The sequence below is a fragment of the Streptomyces sp. NPDC050617 genome, assembly GCF_040654795.1.
Lineage (GTDB): Bacteria > Actinomycetota > Actinomycetes > Streptomycetales > Streptomycetaceae > Streptomyces.
In genome coordinates this window covers 158353-175234 of the sequence record NZ_JBFAIS010000009.1, presented here as the reverse complement: position 1 = coordinate 175234, position 16882 = coordinate 158353, and the positions used below count along the sequence as shown (strand labels likewise).

Genomic DNA, 16882 nt, shown 5'->3' with positions numbered 1-16882 from the left:
GACCGGAGTCGGGCGGCTGTGGACAACCGTCACGGTCGTCTCAGCGGACCTGGCAGCATGGCGGGGTGACAGCAGCAACGCGTTCCACCCTCTTCCCTCAGGTCCCCGACTCCGCCGACGCGGTGCTCGACGGACTCGACCCCGAGCAGCGCGAGGTGGCCACGGCCCTGCGCGGTCCGGTGTGCGTGCTGGCCGGGGCCGGCACGGGCAAGACGCGCGCGATCACCCACCGCATCGCGTACGGCGTCCGGTCCGGGGAGTTCCAGCCCGCGAGCGTGCTCGCCGTCACCTTCACCGCCCGCGCCGCGGGCGAGATGCGCGGGCGGCTGCGCCAGCTCGGCGCGGGCGGCGTCCAGGCCCGTACGTTCCACTCGGCGGCTCTCCGCCAGCTCCAGTACTTCTGGCCCAAGGCCGTCGGCGGCGACGTGCCCCGGCTGATCGAGCGCAAGGTCCAGCTGGTCGCGGAGGCCGCCGCGCGCTGCCGCGTCCGCCTCGACCGCAATGAACTGCGCGATGTCACGGGTGAGATCGAATGGTCCAAGGTCACCCAGACCGTGCCCGAGGACTATCCGGCCGCCGCCGCCAAGGCCGGTCGCGAGGCCCCCCGCGACCCGGCCGAGATCAGCCGGATCTACGCCACGTACGAGCAGCTCAAGCGCGACCGCGGCGTGATCGACTTCGAGGACGTGCTGCTGCTCACCGTCGGCGTGATCCAGGACCGGCAGGACATCGCGGAGACCGTGCGAAGCCAGTACAAGCACTTCGTGGTCGACGAGTACCAGGACGTCAGCCCCCTCCAGCAGCGCCTCCTCGACCTGTGGGTCGGCGACCGGGGCAATCTGTGCGTCGTCGGCGACGCCAGCCAGACCATCTACTCCTTCACCGGCGCCACCCCCGACCACCTGCTGAACTTCCGCCACCGGCACCCGAACGCGACGGTCGTCAAGCTCATCCGGGACTACCGCTCCACCCCCCAGGTCGTGAACCTGGCCAACGGCGTCCTCGCCCACGCCCGCGGCCGGGCCGCCGAGCACCGCCTCGAACTGATCTCACAGCGCGAGTCCGGCCCCGAACCCGCCTACACGGAGTACGCGGACGAGCCCGCCGAGGCCGAGGGCACCGCCCGCCGCATCCGCGACCTCATCGCCTCGGGCGTGCCCGCCAGCGAGATCGCGATCCTCTACCGCGCCAACTCCCAGTCCGCGGTCTACGAGGGGGCCCTCGCCGACGCCGGGGTGCCCTTCCAGCTCCGCGGCGCCGAGCGGTTCTTCGAGCGGACGGAGGTGCGCGAGGCGGTGGCGGCGCTGCGCGGAGCCGCCCGCTTCGGGGGCAACGACGCCCTGCTCGACGACATCGTGGAGCTGCCCTCCCAGGTGCGGGCGGTGCTCAGCACCAAGAACTGGACGCCTGAGCCGCCCGCGGGGGCCGGCGCGGCCCGCGACCGCTGGGAGTCCCTCTCGGCCCTGGCGCGGCTCGCCGAGGACTTCGTACGGGCCAAGGCGGACGCGACCCTCGCCGACCTCGTCGCCGAACTGGACGAGCGCGCGAACGCCCAGCACGCGCCGACCGTCGAAGGTGTGACGCTCACCTCACTGCACACGGCGAAGGGTCTGGAGTGGGACGCCGTGTTCCTGGTCGGCCTCACCGAGGGCATGATGCCGATCACCTACGCCAAGACCGACGAGCAGATCGAGGAGGAGCGGCGGCTCCTGTACGTCGGCGTCACCCGCGCCCGGTTCCACCTCGCCCTGTCCTGGTCGCTGTCCCGCACGCCCGGCGGCCGCGCCACGCGCCGCGCCAGCCGCTTTCTGAACGGCCTGCGGCCCGGCTCGGCGGCCCGGCGGCCGGGAGCCGCGGGCGCGGGCGGCACAGGGGGCGTGGAGCGCTCCGGCGCGCCCGTCCGCAAGCGGCGGGTGCCCGCCCGGTGCCGGGTCTGCGGCCGGACGCTGACGGACGCGGGCGAGATGAAGCTCATGCGCTGCGAGGACTGCCCCGCCGACCTCGACGAGGCGCTGTACGCGCGGCTGCACGACTGGCGCGCCGCGCGGGCCAAGGCGCTCGGCCAGCCCGCGTACTGCGTCTTCACGGACAAGACGCTGCTGGCCATCGCCGAGGCGGCGCCGGAGGACGAGGGCCGGCTCGCGAGCATCTCCGGGGTGGGCGTGCGCAAGCTCGGCCGGTTCGGCGCCGACGTCCTGGCGCTCTGCGCGGGCGAGGAAGTGGCCTGTGCCGACGACGCTCCCGGTGCCGCTGAGGCCGCGAGTGCCGAGCGTGCCGCGGACGCCCCGGAATAATCTTCCGAAGACTCTTCGAAAAAATAGTTTGCGCGCGCGGACGGCATACCCATAGCCTTCCGAGCACGAGGTCAACGGCTCTTCCTGGAACCGACGACTTCGTGCTGTACTTAACAACCGCGGACTGGTTCATCCGGTCCCTTGAGACGCCGAGAGGAGGCGAAGACCAAATGAGCAACTACACGATCATCACCAAACTGACCGATCACCCGGTCGTCGCCCCCTGCCCGCGCGGCTCTTCCCTGGTCTCGCTTCGCGCCACCGGTCTGTCCCGTGTCGTGGAAGCCCGCTTTACCGAGCGGCCGATTCAGGCAGAGGCAGTAGTGGCAGCGGCAGCGCAGGCAGGCGCCTTCGCCGCCGAGTCGCTCAAGGGCGCCGGATACACGGCCAATCTGAAGACGCAGGACCAGCACCACCAGAAGTGGGCCTTCCGTGGCCTCGAACCCTGGAGAGATCCAGCCTGATCGGCGATCAGGTCGGCACCTTCCAGGGCCGCGGAACCCACACCGGGTTTCGCGGCCCTTTTGTTTTGCCATACGCCCGGCCACAAGCCGGACCGACAGACGAGGAACACAAGACCGTGCAACTCAAGGCACACACCCCGTCAGTAGCAACCGACCTGATCCCCCCGCCCGGTCTTACGGAGGACTCCTTGACCCCGCCCGCCCCGCTCACCGCCCTCACCGACCTCGACGACGCGATCGAGAACCTCGGCGTGCCCGTACCCTGCCGCTCCTACGACCCGGAGGTCTTCTTCGCCGAGACCCCGGCCGACGTGGAGTACGCCAAGTCCCTCTGCCAGACCTGCCCCCTTCGCGAGGCGTGCCTCGCCGGCGCCAAGGACCGCCGCGAGCCGTGGGGCGTCTGGGGCGGCGAGCTCTTCGTCCAGGGCGTGGTGGTGGCCCGCAAGCGGCCGCGGGGCCGTCCGCGCAAGAACCCGGTCACGGCATGAGCACCACAGGCACCATCGATCGCCCAGCGACGCACGACCCCAAGAAGCAGGACCAGATCATGACCCCACCCGTCTCCGAGACTCCCGCCCGTGACACCTCCGGTGCGACGGAGTCGAGCCAGAACAGGACCCTCGAAATGCAACTCATCCCAGAAGCCCTGGCCCGCGCGCATATGAACGATCGGCTGCGCGAGGCCGACACGGAGCGCAAGGCCCTCCGGCTGGCCGCCGCCCGCCGGATGCAGCGCCGCGCGGAGCGCGCCTCGCTCCGCGCCCGCCGCGCCCTGGCCATGGCCGTCATGCACTGACGGCCGAACGGCCACCCGCCTGAACGCTCACGGCCACGATCAGCTCAACGCGCCGAACGTCCGTAGCGGCGCCGACGCGGCACAGCGGGCCGGGCCTGTCCCGACGAGGGGCGGGACCGGCCCGCTCCGTCATGTCCGGCGGGCCCCGGTCAGGTGTCGCTCAGGTGTTCGGTCGGGTTGTGCCCCGCACGGACCGTTCGCGGGGATATCGTCGGGGAGTGGAACAGAAGACGCATGAACAGATGCCTTCGGACCCTGAAACTCCCGCGGTGTGCGCCCGCTGCGGCACCGCCGCCGACCGGACGCCGCCGACCTGGACCTGCTCCGTCGAGAACGGCGTCCGCCGCTTCTTCTGCGACGACTGCGCCCGCGCCAACATCAGAGCCATCGAAGGACGCCTCGACTCGCCCTGGTGGTGAGCGCGGACCGGGCCCCGCCCCAGGCTCAGCCCCGGCCCCCGCTCAGGCGGGGGCCTCCTCGGACGCTTCCTCGGACTCCTCGCCCGCGCCGAACCCCGGCACCCACGCCTCCAGCTCGTCGCGCAGCCGCACCGACGCCCCGAGCTGACACAGCACCCCGATGGTGCTCGTCGTCACCCGGTGTATCAGCAGATACGAGGGCGGCAGATTGAGCTGCCGGGCCAGCTGGTGCGCGGGGGAGCGAGGGTCCGCGATCCGCGCCGCCTGGGCCCGCATCCAGCCCCGCGAGAACGTGAACTTCGTCACTTGCGCCGGCTCGATGATCGGCAGCAGATAGTCCAGCACCGCGTCCGGATCCAGCTCGATCGACGGCTTGACGAACCCCTCCTCGCGCAGCAGGTCCAAGACCCCCTCCGCGTGGCCGTCCAGCGTCATCCGCAGCGCCGTGCCGATCGTCGGCGGCAGCCCGTCCGGCAGCCGGTCCACCGTGCCGAAGTCCAGCACGCCCAGCCGCCACGACTCCGGCGGGCTGTCCTCGTCGCCGGTCAGCAGCCGGAAGTTGCCGGGATGCGGGTCGGCGTGCAGCAGCCCCGTGCGGGCCGTGCCCGAGAAGAGGAACCGCGCCAGCAGCTGCCCGGCCCGGTCCCGCTCCTCCTGGCCGCCGCGCTCTATCACCTCGGAGAGCGGCACCCCGCCCATCCACTCCGTGATCAGCACCTGGTCGCCCTGGTGCACCACGTCCGGCACCACCACGTCCGGGTCCTGCGCGAACTCCCGCGCGTGCGCCCGCTGGGCCCGCGCCTCCAGTTCGTAGTCCAGCTCCTCGGAGATCCGGTCGCGCAGCTCGGAGATGAGCGGCTTGATGTCCATGCCCGGAATCAGCGGCCCCAGCAGCCGCGCGAACCGGCTCAGCTGCGTGAGGTCCGACAGCAGCGCCTCGCCGGCCCCCGGATACTGCACCTTGACCGCGACCTCGCGCCCGTCGTGCCACACGGCCCGGTGCACCTGCCCGATCGACGCGGCGGCGGCCGGCTGGTCCTCGAACTCCGTGAAGAGCTCCCGCCAGTCCTCGCCGAGCCGCTCCGCCAGCGCCGCGTGCACCGAGCGGGTCGGCATCGGCGGCGCGGCCTCCTGAAGCTTGGTCAGCGCGGCCCGGTACGGCCCGGCGATCTCCTCGGGCAGCGCCGACTCGAAGACCGACAGGGCCTGCCCGAACTTCATCGCGCCGCCCTTCAGCTCGCCGAGCACCTTGAACAGCTGCTCCGCCGTGCGCTGTTGCAGCTCGCGCCCCACCAGCTCCGCCGACCGGCCGCCGATCCGCTTGCCGAGCCCCCAGGTGGCGCGGCCCGCGAAGCCCAGCGGCAACGCGGCCAACTTGGCGGTGCGGGTGACCGCTTTGCGGGGAAGATCAGACATGCACCCCTCCAACTACCTGAACAGCCACGCCGAGTACGACTGTTACCCGACCATTGTCCCGTGCAACGGCTTCGAGGCCGAGGCGCATTCAGGATGGGCCGATCCCGCCGCACCGCACGAGCATGCCGGATGCGGAGCGATACGCCGTGGAGCCCAGCCCGCGCCCGGCAGCGCGACCTCCAGCCGACTCCCCGCCGAGTCCGGCGGCCGGCCGTCGAGGAAGGCCAGCGCCTGGACGGCCGCCAGTCCGCTGACCACCGTAGCGAGCGCGGCATCGCAGGACGGCGCCCCCACCGCCCGGCCCGACCGCCACTGGGCGAGCATCCGGGGCCAGGTGGGGTCGCGCTCCGCCCGGCCCAGCTCCAGACAGCCCGCGCACGCCGACCCGCCCGGCAGCACCAGCGGCCCCACCACCCCCGTGCACTCGATGACGCCCGCGTACAAATGAGGCGTCCCGGACGCGACGAAGGGCTCGGCCACGGCCGGATCCGGCGCGTACGCCGCGAGGCCGTCCCGCGGCGCGATCACCACCAGCGACAAGGGCGGCTGGTCCGCGCCGTCCGACACCCCGGCCCGGCCGGGCGGCGCGTCCTCCCGAGGCCGGGCACGGGGCCGCGGCTCCGGCGCGGACTGCCGGACGACCCGCCGGGCCGCGGCGTCGCGCCGCTCCCCGATCTGCTCGGCGCGGACCCCGCCCGGAACCGTGTCCCACGGCTCGACGCACCCCCCTTCCAGCACATCGACCTGCCCCACCCCCGACGCCGACAGCAGCGCGGCGATCATCGCCCCCACCCGCCCCGCGCCCCGCACCTGCACCCGCGTCGCCCGCCGTGCCCCCAGCAGCCGCAGCGCGCCGCCCGGCTCCGGGTGCAGCACAGAGAGCGACGCCAGGTCGGGCCGCAGCCGGTCCAGCGCCGGGCCCGTATCGCGCAGCGCCGCCGCGGGCTCCCCGCCGCCCAGCGGATCGTCCAGCAGACCGGCCGCCGCCAGCCGCTCCACCAGCGAGTCCGCCCGGCCCTCGGGCAGCCCCATCGCCTTGGCCTGGGCGCGCAGCAGCGGCAGGCCGCGCGTCCCGTCCAGCAGGTCGAGGAAACTCCCCGTCGCCGTGTCCACCGGTCCCAGCACCACGGCGTGTGCGGGCGCCACCCCGAACTGCACGGTGTCGCGGTTGCGCCAGCCGCGCCGCAGCGCGGGCTTGATCATCGGATGCATGATCGCCTCCCCCATCGGTCGGGACCCAGCATGCGCGGCCCGGCGCATCGCCGCCGAAAGTTATCCACAGGGGGGCGCGTTAGTCGTACAAGTAGTGCACTCCGATGAGTGTTTCCCCCGACAACCGAGCGAGGTCGGGACTTCCGCCGCCGCCAGCGGGTAACGTCGAGGCGTGTCCGTCGACCCTCTGCACAGTGCCGCAAGATCACCGCGCAGCGCCCCGAGCCCGCAGGCCCGCTCGTCCGGGTCGAACGCGGTCGAGGTCCGCCGGAGCACCCGCCGACGCAGAACGGTCTCGGCCTACCGCGAGGGCGACCGCACCGTGGTCCTCATCCCGGCCCGGATGTCCGAGGCCGAGGAGCAGCGCTGGGTGGGCGTCATGCTGGACAAGCTCGCCGCGCAGGAGAACAAGCGCATGCTGGGCGACGCCGAGCTGGCCGAGCGCGCGGAGCGCCTCTCCGACCAGTACCTCGGCGGCCGCGCCCGCCCCGCCTCCGTCCGCTGGGTCACCAACCAGAACACCCGGTGGGGCTCCTGCACGCCCGCCGAGGGCAGCATCCGTCTTTCGCACCGCCTCCAGGGCATGCCGGAGTACGTCGTGGACTACGTACTCGTCCACGAACTCGCCCACCTGCTCGTACCGGGGCACGGCCCGCGCTTCTGGCGCCTCCTGGAGTCCTACCCGCGCACCGAGCGGGCGCGGGGCTACCTGGAAGGCGTGGTCGCCGCGGACCGGCTGCCGCACCTGCCCGCGGCCCGCAGCGAGTGACCGGGGGAGCGCGGCGCCCCCGGTACCGGCCGTCCTCTTCAAGAGCCGCAGCGGAAGCTCCGGGGGAAGGACGCGTCAGAGCAGGGCGCGCGTGCGCTCCAGCAGGCGCACGACCGACGCGTCGGCCACCCGCGGCACCTCGTCGTACGCGAACCAGCGCAGGTCCAACGACTCGTCGCTGATCGTCTCGACGGCGTCCGCCGGGGCGAGCGCCGCGTACTGCACATCGAGGTGCCAGGCGCACGGCGTCGAATGGCGGTCCAGCAGCACGGGCCCGCCGGGCAGCAGCGCCAGCCCGGTGCCGATCCCGGACTCCTCCCGCGCCTCACGGAGCGCCGCGTCCTCCAGCGTCGCGTCCTGCCGCTCGCAGTGGCCGCCCATCTGGAGCCACATCTTCAGCTTGCGGTGCAGCGTCAGCAGGACGCGCTCGCCGGCCGGGTCGATGACCAGCGCGCTGGCGGTGAGATGCGCGCCGGGGCACGCCTTCCACATCCCGGCCGGGTGCGTCGCGAGGTGGTCCAGGTAGGCCAGCCGCAGCTCCTGCTGGCCCTCGTCCGGCGCGGACCACCGATCGAGGACCCGCGCCGCGTCGTCGTGCAGGGTCACTTGTCGGCGTCGCCCTCGTCGTCGTTCTTGCCCTTGTTCTTGCCGTCACCCGTGGCGGTGCCGGTGTCCGCGGCGTCGTCGTCCGAGTGGTCGTCGATGACCGGCTTGTTGAGATCGGGCTTGCCCGGCGCGCTGCCGGCCGCCTCGCCGAGCATCTTGTCGAGCTCGGAGAAGTCCAGCTGCTCGTGGTGGACGAACCCGTCCGGGTCGTCGAGGTCCGCGGCCGTCGGCAGCATGTCCGGGTGCTCCCAGAGGGCGTCGCGCCCGTCCAGGCCCCGCGCGTCGGTGAGCGAGGCCCACAGCCGCGACGCGTCGCGCAGCCGCCGCGGCCGCAGCTGCAGGCCGATCAGCGTGGCGAAGGTCTGCTCGGCGGGACCGCCGGAGGCGCGCCGCCGGCGCAGCGTCTCCCGCAGCGCGTCCGCGGACGGCAGATGCGGGGCCGCCGCCGCGTGCACCACCGCGTCGACCCAGCCCTCGACCAGCGCGAGCGCGGTCTCCAGCCGGGCCAGCGCCGCCTTCTGCTCCGGGGTGTCCTCCGGCTGGAACATGCCCTGCTGGAGCGCGTCCTGCAGCTGCTCGGGGTGCGACGGGTCGATCTGGCCGACGACGTCCTCCAGCTTGGAGGTGTCGACCTTGATCCCGCGCGCGTACCCCTCGACGGCGCCGAAGAGATGCGAGCGCAGCCACGGCACATGGGTGAAGAGCCGCTGGTGAGCGGCTTCGCGCAGCGCCAGGTAGAGCCGCACCTCCTCCTGGGGGACGCCCAGTCCCTTGCCGAACGCCTCGACGTTGACCGGCAGCAGCGCGGCCTTGCCCGCCGGGCCCAGCGGCAGCCCGATATCGGTCGAACCGACCACCTCGCCGCCCAGCACGCCGAGCGCCTGCCCGATCTGGGTGCCGAACATCGCGCCGCCCATGGACCGCATCATGCCGAGCAGCGGGCCCGCCATGGCCTGCATCTCCTCGGGCAGCACATCGCCCATGGCCGCGCCGACGCGCTCCGCGACGGGGTCCACGAGGTCCTTCCACACCGGAAGGGTCGCCTCGACCCACTCGGCGCGGCTCCACGCCACCGCCGTGTTCGCGCCCGACGGCAGCGAGGTGACGCCGTCCAGCCACAGGTCCGCCAGGCGCACGACCTCGTCGACCCAGGCCCGCTCGCCCGGCGAGACGCTCGCGTCCTTGGTGCCGTCGGCGGTGCCCTGCGCGACGGTCTGCCGCGCGATGTCCTTGGCCATGTCCCAGTTCACCGGGCCGCCCTCGTACGAGAGCATCTGCCCGAGCTGCTGAAAGGCCGCGCCCAGGTCGTTCGGGTTCAGCGACCCGAACATCGAGGCGAACGGATTGTCTCCGCCGCCCGCCCCGCCGAACCCGAACGGATTCGCGGGACCCTGGCCACCACCCTGGCCTCCCTTCTTCTTGCCGTCGTCGCCGTCCTCCGGCTCCTCCGGCGGAAGGCCGAATCCGAATGGGGTGTCACTCACGGGTTTCCTCGGCTCGTAGGGCCGCCGGCCCGGGGCCGACGGCGAATGCCCGACAACACAACCCAGCGTAGACACCGGGCCCGGTTGCGGCCTCGGTGCTCCGCCGGCCCGAGGCCTGCGGCAGGATGGACATCACCTGGTGCGTACGCGTCATCGCGCACGCGTACTGAAGACAACCTCTGGAGACGCCTGGTGAGTTCCCCAGATCCGCACGTTCGCGCAGCGCGAAACGGTACGGCCCATGGTGCCGCGAAGTCCGGCCGACGGCCTGTCGTGGCCGTCACGGGCGCCGCCGGCGGCATCGGCGCCCTGCTCGCGCAGCGCCTCGCCGAGTCCGAGGAGATCAAGCAGGTCATCGCCATCGACGAGCGCCGCGGCGACGTCACCGAGGCGACATGGCACGTGCTGGACGTCCGCGACCCGGCCATCGCGGACAAGCTGCGCGGGGCGGACGTCGTCGTCCACCTCGCCGTCGACCTCGACCTGGAGACCGACCCCGCTGCCCGTACGGCCTACAACGTGCGCGGCACCCAGACGGTGCTCACCGCCGCGGCGGCCGCGGGCGTGCACCGGGTGGTGCTGTGCACCTCGGCGATGGTCTACGGGGCGCTGCCCGAGAACGACGTGCCCCTGGCGGAGGACGCCGAGCTGCGCGCCACCGCGGACGCCACGGGCGTCGGCGACCTCCTGGAGATCGAGCGGCTCGCCAAGCGCGCCCCGCGCGCCCACCCCGGCCTGAACGTCACGGTGCTGCGCCCCGCCGTCCTCGTCGGCGGCACGGACACCGCCCTCACCCGCTACTTCGAGTCGCCGCGCCTCCTGGTCGTCGCCGGCTCCCGGCCCACCTGGCAGTTCTGCCATGTGCAGGACCTGGTCAGCGCCCTGGAATTCGCCGCCCTGGAGAAGGCCGAGGGCGAGCTCGCGGTGGGCTGCGACGGCTGGCTGGAACAGGAAGAGGTCGAGGAGCTCACCGGCATCCGCCGGATGGAGCTGCCCTCGGCGGTCGCCCTGGGCGCGGCCTCGCGGCTGCACCGGCTGGGGCTGACCCCGTCCCCGGCGGGCGACCTCGCGTTCACCATGCACCCCTGGGTGGTCAGCGGCAGCCGGCTGCACGAGGCGGGCTGGCGGCCCCGGTGGACCAACGAGGAGGTGCTCGCCGAGCTGCTGGAGGAGGTCTCGGGCCGCCATACGGTCGCGGGGCGGCGGCTGGGCCGCAAGGACGCCACCACGCTGGGGGCCGCCGGGGCGACGGTCGCGCTGGTGGGCACCGCCGCGCTGGTCCGCCGCGCCCGCAAGGCACGCCGCCGCCTGTAGGGGCCTGTACGGGTCGCTGGGGCCCGTACACGGCGACGCCTACGGGGAACGGGCCGGACGCCCGTACGGCCGGGAGAGGGCCCCTGGAGCACCGTCCGTACGCACGGCCGGTGCCGGGTCCGCCGCCCGGTGCGGCACGATGGGTGCATGGCAAGCACCCATGACCGTCCCGCCGTCCCCGCCCAGAGCGCCGCCTCCCCCATCCGGCTGCTCGCCGTCCGGGACACCCCGCTGTCCCTGGACGAGGTGTTCGCGGCGGTCGGCGACCGGGCCGCGGGCGGCACCGCGCTCTTCGTCGGCACGGTGCGCGACCACGACGGCGGCGCGGAGGTCGCCGGCCTCGGCTACTCCGCCCACCCGAGCGCCGAGGCCGAGATGCGCCGGGTCGCCGAGAAGGTCGCGGCGGACTTCCCCGTACGGGCCGTGGCGGCCGTCCACCGGGTCGGCGACCTGGCGGTGGGGGACCTGGCCGTGGTGGTCGCGGTCTCCTGCCCGCACCGCGCCGAGGCGTTCGCGGCGTGCCGCAGGCTGATCGACGACCTCAAGCACGAGGTCCCGATCTGGAAGCACCAGGAGTTCTCGGACGGCACCGAGGAGTGGGTCGGCGCCTGCTGACGCGCCGCTCACGGACCGGCGCGCGGCAGCGGGGCGTGCGAACGGCTTTGGGCCAATCGTGGTGCTCCGGTTGCGTAACCCGTCTCCTGGTATAAGCGTTGACCTGACGGATAGTTAGTCTGCTTATTTGCTGATTGCGGCTGGCCTGGCGCCGCGACCGGCGGTGTCCGCTCGTCCGCACGCGAAATCCGGTGATTCCCGCCGGGCCGCGCGCCGGGGCGCGACCCGACGGAAGGCGCTGAGGGGTCGGGAGGCCAATGTGGGTGCGCTCATCTGGTTGCTGATTCCGCTTCTGGCGGCGATCGCCGCTGCCATATGGGGAAGTTGGGCCACGCGGAACCATACGTACGGGGATATCGCGGAGCTCGCCGGCTACGCGCGGTTCCGGGCCGCGATGGAGCGGCCGGATTCCGGTCCGGAAGCGGCCCAGGCGGCGCCCGGCCGTATCTAGCCGACCGGGTCAACTCGCGGGGCCACGGACGGCCCGGCCCCGCGGGTGGGCTGTCGGACCTGTCCCGTACTGTCGTTCCATGCCCCGCCGCACAGCGACGATGCTCGCCTCCCTCCTGATGCTGATCGCGCTGCTCTGCGCGGGTGTGCTCATCCCGGTGCCGTACGCGGACATGTCCCCCGGACCCACCGTCAACACCATCGGCGAGCACGACGGCGAGCCGGTGCTCCAGATCACCGGCCACGAGACGTACCCCACGTCCGGGCACCTCAACATGACGACGGTCCGGGTCACCGGCTCCCAGTACCGGATGAACCTGGTCGAGGCCGTCTTCGGCTGGCTCAACCACGACGATCTCGTCGTTCCGCACGAGACGGTCTATCCGGACGACAAGACCCCGGACCAGGTGAGCCAGGAGAACGCCGAGGAGTTCAGCCAGTCCCAGGAGACCGCGAAGGTCGCCGCGCTCAAGGCGGTCGGCATCCCGGTCGGCAGCCGCATCGTCGTGGGGTCCGTCGTCAAGGCCGGCCCGGCCGAGGGCAGGCTGCACGCCGGCGACGTGATCAAGGCCGTGGACGGCACGGCGGTCAAGCAGCCCGAGGATGTGGCCAAGCTCGTCACCCGGCACAAGCCCGGCGAGAAGGTCGTCTTCACCGTCGTGCCGGTCAAGGCGGCCGCGGAGGCGGAGAAGGACAAGAAGGAGCCGAAGGAGACCCGGAAGGTCGCCCTGACCACCGCCAAGGCCCCCGAGGACAAGCGCGCCATCGTCGGCATCAAGGCGGCCGTCGACCACACGTTCCCGTTCACCATCGACATCAAGCTGCCGGACATCGGCGGGCCGAGCGCGGGGCTGATGTTCGCCCTCGGCATCGTCGACAAGATCACGCCGGGCGATCTGACGGGCGGCAAGTTCGTGGCGGGGACGGGGACCATAGACGACAAGGGCGCGGTCGGCCCCATCGGCGGCATCGCGATGAAGGTCGTGGCCGCCCGCGACAAGGGCGCGCGGTATTTCCTGACGCCCAAGGGGAATTGCGCGACCGCCGCCAAGGACACCCCCGACGGGCTCCGGCTCGTGAAGGTCGGCACGATGGACGACGCGCTGAAGGCCCTGGAGAAGATCCGCAAGGGGGACACGGCCGGCCTGCCGCGCTGCACGACAGGCTGACCGTACGGACGTGAGCGGGCCCCGGACAGGGCCCGCGGCGGCTACCCCTCGAAGGTCGCGGACAGCGCCTCGGCGAGCCCCGGCACGAGGTCGGCTCCGGTGAGGACCTCGGTCGGCGAGTCCTTCTCGCGCAGCCGCAGCGCGGACTCGCGCGCGCCGTCGCGGAGCACCGCCACCGTCATACGGACCTCCTGGCGGTCCGGGTGCTCGGCGACCCACTCGGCGAGCTGCGCCTCGTCGAGGCCGTTCGGCACGGACCCCTCCGCGGACGGCGGCAGCATCAGCCGCTCTACCGTCATGGCGCAGCCGGTCACCGGGTCGGGCCAGGCGATGGTGGCGAGGAATTCGTCGAGGGCGACGCCCGCGGGCAGCTCGTCCTGTTCGATCGGGGTGATGGCGGCGGGGGCGTCCTCGCCGTCCGCGGCGTCGAGGCCGAGCTGTTCGGCGAGGCCGGGCTCCTGGGCGCGGAGCTTCGCGGTGTCGACGAGGGCGAAGAGCCGGGCCGGCTGGTCCCAGCCGAGCCCGGAGGCGTACTCGTCGATTTCGAGCACGGCCCGGGTCAGCGGACTCGCGGCCATAGGGGTGCTGGGGTCGGGAAGGTTGGACATGGTCAATATCGTGCCCTGGAAGTGACCGAAAACGGGAACTGAGTAAAGGCTCAGTAAGTTGCCACACTGGGTCCTACTATCACCGGGGCCGCTCAAAAGACCCCCCAACGACATTGAACTTCGAGGTGCGCACCTTGGCTTTCCAGATGCCGGACCGCGGCGGAGGCCCGACAGGGCCACGGATGAGAGTCGGCCGACCGTCCCGGCGCGTCCGGACCCTGCTCATGACCCTGGGCGTGCTGGCCGTGCTGGCCATGCTCTTCGTCATGTTCGCCGGGTTCTGGACGGACTGGCTCTGGTACCGCTCGGTCAGATACTCCTCGGTCTTCACGACCACGCTGGGGACCAAGATCGGGCTGTTCGCCGTCTTCGGCCTGCTGATGGCCGTCGCCGTCGGCTTCAACATCTGGCTCGCGCACCGGCTGCGGCCGCCGCTGAGCGCGATGTCGATGGAGCAGCAGAGCCTCGACCGCTACCGCATGAGCCTCGCGCCGTACAAGAAATGGGTGCTGCTCGCGGTCACCGCGCTGGTCGGGCTGATCGCGGGCGCGTCCGCGGCCAGCCAGTGGCGCACCTGGCTCCAGTGGGTCAACGGCGTCTCCTTCGGTCAGAAGGACCCGCAGTTCCACATGGACATCGGGTTCTACACCTTCGACCTGCCCTGGTACCGCTTCCTGCTGAGCTTCGGCTTCGCGGCCGCGGTGCTCTCGCTGATCGCCGCCGCCCTGGTGCACTACCTCTACGGCGGCCTGCGGATCACCAGCCCCGGCGGCCGGGCCACCGCCGCGGCCACCGGCCATCTGTCGGTGCTGCTCGGCGTCTTCGTGCTGCTCAAGGCCGTCGCGTACTGGCTGGACCGGTACGGGCTGACGGTGAAGTCCAGCGGTCTGAAGTCGACGGCGGGCTGGACCGGGCTGCGCTATGTGGACGCGAACGCCTATCTGCCGGCCAAGACGATCCTGTTCATCATCGCCGTGATCTGCGCGGTGCTGTTCTTCGCGACGCTGTGGCGGCGCACCTGGCAGCTGCCGGTGATCGGCTTCGGGCTGATGGTGCTCTCCGCGATCCTGATCGGCGGGCTCTACCCGGCGATGGTGCAGAAGTTCCAGGTCCAGCCGAACGAACAGGCCAAGGAAGCCCCGTACATCAAGAAGAACATCAATGCCACGCGCGAGGCGTACGGCATCGACGGTTCCGATGTGAAGGAGTACGCGGGCAAGAGCGAGCTGAAGGGCAAGGACAAGCAGAAGCTGCGGGCCGACGCGGACTCCTCCGCCAGCATGCGGCTGCTCGACCCGAACATCGTCTCGCCGACCTTCCAGCAGCTCCAGCAGGTCCGCGGCTACTACCAGTTCCCGTCCACGCTCGACGTCGACCGCTACAAGGAGGACGGCAAGGAGCAGGACACGGTCATCGGTCTGCGCGAGCTGAACATCAACGGCATCCCCGAGCGCAACTGGATCAACGACCACTTCAAGTACACCCACGGATACGGCGCCATCACCGCGAAGGGCACCGACACCGTGGACGGCGGCGCCCCGGACTTCACCGAGAAGAACCTGCCCACGAGCGGCAAGCTGCCCTCGTACGAGCAGCGGATCTACTACGGCGAGAAGACCACGCAGTACTCGATCGTCGGCGGCCCGCAGAAGGAGCTGGACTACTCCGGCGACAACGGCGAGAAGAGCTACAGCTACAAGGGCAAGAGCGGGGTGAACCTCTCCAACCCGATCAACCGCGCGGCCTACGCGGTCGCCTTTGGGGAGCCGCAGATCCTCTACTCCGGGGCCATCGGCAAGGACTCGCGGATCCTGTACAACCGCACGCCCAAGGAGCGCGTCGAGGCGGTCGCGCCCTGGCTGACGATCGACGGCGACGCCTACCCGGCGGTGGTCGACGGCCGCGTCCAGTGGATCGTCGACGCCTACACGACGACCAACGGCTATCCGTACGCGTCCCGCACCACGCTCGGCGACACCACGGCGGACTCCCTGACCACCGGCCAGCGGTCCGTGGTCGCCCAGCAGAACCAGGTCAACTACATCCGCAACTCGGTCAAGGCGACCGTGGACGCGTACGACGGCAAGGTCAAGCTGTACCAGTGGGACACCAAGGACCCGGTGCTCAAGACCTGGATGAAGTCGTTCCCGGGGACCGTGAAGGCCAAGAGCGAGATCGACTCGGACCTGATGCAGCACCTGCGCTACCCGCAGGACCTCTTCAAGGTCCAGCGCGAGCTGCTCACCCGCTACCACGTCACCGACCCGGGGACCTTCTACACCGGCAGTGAGCGGTGGCAGGTGCCGGACGACCCGACCACCAAGTCGGGGAACGCGGTGCCGCCGTACTACCTGAGCATGAAGATGCCGGACCAGAAGGCGCAGGCGTTCTCGCTGACGACGACGTTCACGCCGAAGAGCCGGGAGAACCTGGGCGCCTTCATGGCGGTCGACGCGGACGCGACCAGTACGGACTACGGCAAGATCAGAATACTGAAACTGCCGTCCGAGACCACGGTCTCCGGTCCACAGCAGGTGCAGAGCAAGTTCAACGGAGATCCGGAGATCGCCAACAAGATCAATATCTTGAAGAGAGGCGACTCCGAGATCGAGTACGGCAACCTGCTGACCGTGCCGCTGGACGACGGGCTGCTGTACGTCGAGCCGGTCTATGTGAGAGGCGCCGGCACCAACTACCCGCTCCTGAAGAAGGTGCTGGTCACCTACGGCGAGCAGACGGCCTTCGAGGACAACCTCCCCAAGGCGCTCGACGTGGTCTTCGGGGTGAAGAAGCCGTCCGGGGAGACCACTCCGCCGAGCGGTGACACCACGAAGCCGCCGGCCTCGGAGAACCCGACGACCAAGCAGGCCGTCAAGGACGCCCAGGACGCGTACGAGGCGAGCCAGAAGGCGCTGGACGAGAAGGACTGGACCGCGTACGGCAAGGCCCAGAACGACCTCAAGGACGCCCTGAACCGGGCCGCCAAGGCCGAGGAGGAGGCCGCCGAGAAGGGCAAGAAGCCAGGCAGCTGAGATACGGCCGCCCCGCGCCGTGGTAGGGTTGAAACACAACGGCGCGGGGTGGAGCAGCTCGGTAGCTCGCTGGGCTCATAACCCAGAGGTCGCAGGTTCAAATCCTGTCCCCGCTACTCAAAAGGACAAGGCCCGGAGTCTTCGGACTCCGGGCCTTGTCGTGCGTGCGGCGCGGGTGGCCGGCGGTGCGGCCGCTAGGACCTGTCGTCAAAATCCCGTCGTTCGCCCGGAGGG

16 protein-coding genes and 1 tRNA gene are annotated in these 16882 nt (G+C 71.6%); 12 read left to right on the top strand and 5 right to left on the bottom strand.

Going from position 1 to position 16882, the window contains the following annotated elements:
- Positions 1-65 precede the first annotated feature (65 nt).
- From AB0I49_RS15050 to AB0I49_RS15030, 5 genes are all read left to right on the top strand, one after another.
- A complete protein-coding gene (locus AB0I49_RS15050) occupies positions 66-2294 on the top strand; it encodes an ATP-dependent DNA helicase UvrD2 (RefSeq protein ID WP_363227368.1) in 2229 nt (742 codons plus the stop codon).
- A gap of 170 nt (positions 2295-2464) precedes the next feature.
- Positions 2465-2758: a hypothetical protein gene (locus tag AB0I49_RS15045; RefSeq protein WP_363227367.1), complete on the top strand. Its 294-nt coding sequence runs from the start codon at positions 2465-2467 to the stop codon at positions 2756-2758.
- Between the two features lie 116 nt (positions 2759-2874).
- Positions 2875-3246, top strand: a complete 372-nt coding sequence (locus tag AB0I49_RS15040) for a WhiB family transcriptional regulator (RefSeq protein WP_030878493.1) — start codon at positions 2875-2877, stop codon at positions 3244-3246.
- Entirely contained in the window at positions 3243-3554 is a 312-nt protein-coding gene (locus tag AB0I49_RS15035; protein WP_363227366.1) for a hypothetical protein, read from the top strand. The genes AB0I49_RS15040 and AB0I49_RS15035 overlap by 4 nt, the downstream gene beginning before the upstream one ends.
- Positions 3555-3772: 218 nt before the next feature.
- Positions 3773-3973 carry a hypothetical protein gene (locus tag AB0I49_RS15030; protein WP_363227483.1) on the top strand — a complete coding sequence of 67 codons (201 nt, stop codon included), beginning with the start codon at positions 3773-3775 and terminating at the stop codon, positions 3971-3973.
- Between the two features lie 42 nt (positions 3974-4015).
- Here AB0I49_RS15030 and AB0I49_RS15025 read toward each other — a convergent pair whose 3' ends face one another.
- On the bottom strand, positions 4016-5389 hold the full coding sequence (locus tag AB0I49_RS15025) for an AarF/ABC1/UbiB kinase family protein (protein WP_363227365.1): 1374 nt from the start codon (positions 5387-5389) through the stop codon (positions 4016-4018).
- A gap of 42 nt (positions 5390-5431) precedes the next feature.
- Positions 5432-6601: a ThiF family adenylyltransferase gene (locus tag AB0I49_RS15020; RefSeq protein ID WP_363227364.1), complete on the bottom strand. Its 1170-nt coding sequence runs from the start codon at positions 6599-6601 to the stop codon at positions 5432-5434.
- 172 nt (positions 6602-6773) lie between these two features.
- On the opposite strand from AB0I49_RS15020, the gene AB0I49_RS15015 reads away from it, so the two are divergent.
- Positions 6774-7370 carry a M48 family metallopeptidase gene (locus tag AB0I49_RS15015; RefSeq protein WP_363227363.1) on the top strand — a complete coding sequence of 199 codons (597 nt, stop codon included), beginning with the start codon at positions 6774-6776 and terminating at the stop codon, positions 7368-7370.
- A 75-nt stretch (positions 7371-7445) separates the two neighbouring features.
- Here the strand turns inward: AB0I49_RS15015 and AB0I49_RS15010 are convergent, their stop codons facing one another.
- Together AB0I49_RS15010 and AB0I49_RS15005 are read right to left on the bottom strand one after the other, a co-directional pair.
- A complete protein-coding gene (locus tag AB0I49_RS15010; RefSeq protein WP_363227362.1) occupies positions 7446-7976 on the bottom strand; it encodes an NUDIX hydrolase in 531 nt (176 codons plus the stop codon).
- Positions 7973-9460 carry a zinc-dependent metalloprotease gene (locus tag AB0I49_RS15005; protein ID WP_363227361.1) on the bottom strand — a complete coding sequence of 496 codons (1488 nt, stop codon included), beginning with the start codon at positions 9458-9460 and terminating at the stop codon, positions 7973-7975. Before AB0I49_RS15005 ends, AB0I49_RS15010 begins: the two co-directional genes overlap by 4 nt.
- A gap of 192 nt (positions 9461-9652) precedes the next feature.
- Here AB0I49_RS15005 and AB0I49_RS15000 point away from each other — a divergent pair, with 192 nt between their 5' ends.
- The 4 genes from AB0I49_RS15000 to AB0I49_RS14985 all read left to right on the top strand — a co-directional run bounded on the left by AB0I49_RS15000 (position 9653) and on the right by AB0I49_RS14985 (position 13008).
- The gene (locus AB0I49_RS15000) at positions 9653-10774 is read left to right on the top strand and encodes an SDR family oxidoreductase (protein WP_363227360.1); all 1122 of its coding nucleotides are present in this window, start codon (positions 9653-9655) and stop codon (positions 10772-10774) included.
- A gap of 147 nt (positions 10775-10921) precedes the next feature.
- On the top strand, positions 10922-11389 hold the full coding sequence (locus AB0I49_RS14995) for a molybdenum cofactor biosynthesis protein MoaE (RefSeq protein WP_363227359.1): 468 nt from the start codon (positions 10922-10924) through the stop codon (positions 11387-11389).
- A gap of 259 nt (positions 11390-11648) precedes the next feature.
- Positions 11649-11840 (top strand): hypothetical protein, encoded by a 192-nt coding sequence (locus AB0I49_RS14990; protein ID WP_363227358.1) that lies wholly within the window; start codon positions 11649-11651, stop codon positions 11838-11840.
- A gap of 79 nt (positions 11841-11919) precedes the next feature.
- Entirely contained in the window at positions 11920-13008 is a 1089-nt protein-coding gene (locus tag AB0I49_RS14985; RefSeq protein WP_363227357.1) for a PDZ domain-containing protein, read from the top strand.
- Between the two features lie 41 nt (positions 13009-13049).
- On the opposite strand, the gene AB0I49_RS14980 is transcribed toward AB0I49_RS14985, so the two are convergent.
- Entirely contained in the window at positions 13050-13616 is a 567-nt protein-coding gene (locus tag AB0I49_RS14980) for a PPA1309 family protein (protein ID WP_363227356.1), read from the bottom strand.
- A 146-nt stretch (positions 13617-13762) separates the two neighbouring features.
- Between AB0I49_RS14980 and AB0I49_RS14975 the strand changes: the two genes are divergently transcribed.
- Positions 13763-16648: a UPF0182 family protein gene (locus AB0I49_RS14975; RefSeq protein WP_363227472.1), complete on the top strand. Its 2886-nt coding sequence runs from the start codon at positions 13763-13765 to the stop codon at positions 16646-16648.
- 42 nt (positions 16649-16690) lie between these two features.
- Positions 16691-16764: transfer RNA gene (locus AB0I49_RS14970), tRNA-Met, on the top strand.
- The last annotated feature ends 118 nt before the right edge of the window (positions 16765-16882 follow it).

Excerpts from the sequence above, each read along its gene's own strand:
- AB0I49_RS15035 (WP_363227366.1), top strand. The coding sequence starts at position 3,243 with ATGAGCACCACAGGCACCATCGATCGCCCAGCGACGCACGACCCCAAG.
- AB0I49_RS14995 (WP_363227359.1), top strand. The coding sequence starts at position 10,922 with ATGGCAAGCACCCATGACCGTCCCGCCGTCCCCGCCCAGAGCGCCGCC.
- AB0I49_RS15045 (WP_363227367.1), top strand. The coding sequence starts at position 2,465 with ATGAGCAACTACACGATCATCACCAAACTGACCGATCACCCGGTCGTC.
- AB0I49_RS14975 (WP_363227472.1), top strand. The coding sequence starts at position 13,763 with ATGCCGGACCGCGGCGGAGGCCCGACAGGGCCACGGATGAGAGTCGGC.
- AB0I49_RS14980 (WP_363227356.1), bottom strand. The coding sequence starts at position 13,616 with ATGTCCAACCTTCCCGACCCCAGCACCCCTATGGCCGCGAGTCCGCTG.
- AB0I49_RS14985 (WP_363227357.1), top strand. The coding sequence starts at position 11,920 with ATGCCCCGCCGCACAGCGACGATGCTCGCCTCCCTCCTGATGCTGATC.
- AB0I49_RS15025 (WP_363227365.1), bottom strand. The coding sequence starts at position 5,389 with ATGTCTGATCTTCCCCGCAAAGCGGTCACCCGCACCGCCAAGTTGGCC.
- AB0I49_RS15020 (WP_363227364.1), bottom strand. The coding sequence starts at position 6,601 with ATGCATCCGATGATCAAGCCCGCGCTGCGGCGCGGCTGGCGCAACCGC.